This window comes from Streptomyces sp. W16, assembly GCF_033194735.1.
Lineage (GTDB): Bacteria > Actinomycetota > Actinomycetes > Streptomycetales > Streptomycetaceae > Streptomyces.
This window is the reverse complement of record NZ_JAWOAI010000979.1, coordinates 1-1,870: the sequence shown is the minus strand read 5'-3', so window position 1 is coordinate 1,870 and position 1,870 is coordinate 1. Positions and strand designations below refer to the sequence as shown.

Sequence of the window (1,870 nt, the reverse complement as noted above, 5' to 3'; positions counted from 1 at the left end):
CCTCCGCGAGGCTCCGGCCGGTCCGCAGGAGCAGCATCACCAGGGCCTGGGTGAGCAGGTTCTCGGTGAACCAGGCGGAGTGGAACAGCACCTCGTCGTCCACGGCGTCGGGGCCGCGCAGCGCGAGCGCGAGCACGGCGAAGGTGGCGAGGTCGGCGACCGCGTTGAGCACCCCGAACCCGGTGATGAACCGCAGGAACGCCCGCGGTCGCAGCTCGGTCGGCCGGCGCAGCGCGGCGGCTCCCGGCCGGTCGTGGGCGAAGGCCAGTTGGGCCAGGTCGAAGCAGAGGTTCTGGGCGAGCACCTGGGCCGGGAGCATCGGCAGGAACGGCAGCAGCAGACCGGCGGCGAGCATCGCGATGACGTTGCCGAGGTTCGAGGAGAACGTGACCCGCAGATACGAGGCGATGTTCGCGCTGCTGTGCCGACCCGCCGTGACCGCGTGCCGAATCGCGGTGAGGTCCTTCCCGGCGAGCACCACGTCGGCGGCCTCCCGGGCCACGTCGACGGCGGCCCGCGGTGCGATCCCGACGTCGGCGGCGCGCAGCGCGGGCACGTCGTTGAGACCGTCACCGAGGAAGCCGACGGTGTGTCCGGCCGCGCGGAGGGCGGCGACCGCGCGGGCCTTGTCCTGAGGCGTGCAGCGGGCGGCGACCCGCACCTGCCCGGGGTCCAGTCCCAGTTCCCGGCACACCCGTGCCGCCGTCGCCGGATGGTCGCCCGTGAGGATCCGCACTCCGATACCCAGGTCGGCCAGGGCGCGCAGGGCTTCCGGCGCGGCCGGGTCGATGGCGTCGTGGAAGGTGACCAGACCGCGGAAGGTCAGGCCCCGTTCGTCGGCGGGGGTGTACGCGCGCGTGCGGGCCGGGAGTTCGGCGGTGGCGACCGCCAGCAGCCGCAGACCGGACTCGGCCTCACGCGTGGCCAGGGCGAGCAGTCGGTCCCGTTCACCGGGCTCCAGCACACAGCGCTCCACCACGTCCTCCACCGCGCCCTTGACGATGAGGGTGTGTGTCCCGAGGGCGTCGCCGCGCACCACCGCCGAGGCGAGCCGCCGCAGCGGATCGAAGGGCACGGCCGCGACCCCGTCGTACTCCTCCCCCACCGGCCCGGCCGACGCCAGGAGCGCTTCGTCGAGGGCGTCCGGGACGGGTGCCTCGGCGAGCTGGAGGGTCCACCAGGCGGCTGTGGCGGCCCGGTTCAGGACGTCCGGGTCGTCGCGGCCGTCCGGGCCGAGGGCGCGTTCCACGACCGGGCGGTCCTGGGTGAGGGTGCCGGTCTTGTCGAGGCAGAGCACGTCCACGGCGCCCAGGTCGTGCAGGGCGGGGAGCCGTCTGACGACGACGCCGTGCGTACGGGCGAGCAGCGCGGCCCCGCGCGCCAGGCAGGTCGTCACGATCACCGGAAGCATCTCGGGCGTCAGCCCGACCGCCACCGCGACGGCGAACGGCAGCGTCTCAAGGCCCCGGCCGCGTAGTGCCGCGTTGGCCATCAGGACCAGCGGGGGCGTCAGCAGCATGAACCGGATCAGCACCCAGGAGACGCCGTGCACGGAGCGGTCGAAGGCGCTCGCCTCGCGCCGCACCGGCCCGCCGTGCTCGGCGGCGAGCCGGGTCCGTGCGCCCGTCTCCAGGACGACCGCCGTGGCACTGCCCGAGACGACGCCGCTGCCCTGGAAACACAGGTGCGGCTGGGCGAAGGGGCCCTCGTCGGCCGCGCCGGGCAGTTCTACGGCGGACTTGGCGACCGGCGCGGACTCGCCGGTCAGCGCGGCCTGGTGCACGGTCAGCCCACTCGCGCGCAGCAGTCGTAGATCCGCCGGGACGAGGTCGCCGGGCCCGAGCCGGACCACGTCGCCCGGCACCAGTTC

The 1,870-nt window shown here is 74.7% G+C and carries 1 protein-coding gene; it reads right to left on the bottom strand.

The genetic code is table 11. The features are described 5' to 3' along the window. Positions 1 to 1,870 (bottom strand): HAD-IC family P-type ATPase (locus R6V09_RS52175; protein ID WP_317888407.1); only part of this gene is annotated, 1,870 nt, incomplete at both ends.